Annotated in this window: 1 protein-coding gene; it reads left to right on the forward strand. The window is 69.8% G+C overall.

The window, feature by feature from the left end:
• Positions 1-382 (forward strand): hypothetical protein (locus AC1DTN_RS38860; protein WP_477925558.1); only part of this gene is annotated, 382 nt, incomplete at its 5' end.
• Between the last annotated feature and the right edge of the window lie 172 nt (positions 383-554).

Below are 554 nucleotides of genomic sequence, written 5' to 3' on the forward strand. Positions count from 1 at the left end.
GTGGCTGCGCACCGACGCATGGCACGAGTTCTCCGGCAAGAGCGGGGCGACTTACCAGACCATCAGCGGCCCGCTGTCGTATAAAGCCGACCTGGGCGGAAGCTGGGGCGAGCTCTCGGTGGGCGCGAGCGCCTGGGTCACGCCGAGCATCCTGATCCAGGGCAGCGTGGGCTATCAACGCAACCTGGGTGGCATTCGCCGCGAGGCCACGAATCTCGGCGGCAGCGTCAGTGCCGGCGGCGCCCCCACCGCGGGCGTGGGCCTGAGCGTGCAGCTGACGCCGAACGCCAAGCTCACGACCAAGGTGTCCTATGCGAATGGGCCGWAGGGTTCGGTCGACGGCGGCGTCAGCGCCAACGTGGGTCTGGAAGCCAAGTGGTGATGGCGATGCGGGTCAAGGCGAGTCAGGGCCATTGCGCGGCGTGGCTGCCCGGCGGCATCGATGGGCGCGGCCATGCCGCCGGAGTGCGCGAGAGCTGCGCGCTGTGGCGGATGCCTTGCAGCTCGCCGAAACCCGAGTTCGAGCTTTCGAGGTAGGGCGTGCGGTCCGGCGG

This window comes from Rhizobium sp. 01T444, assembly GCF_056398305.1.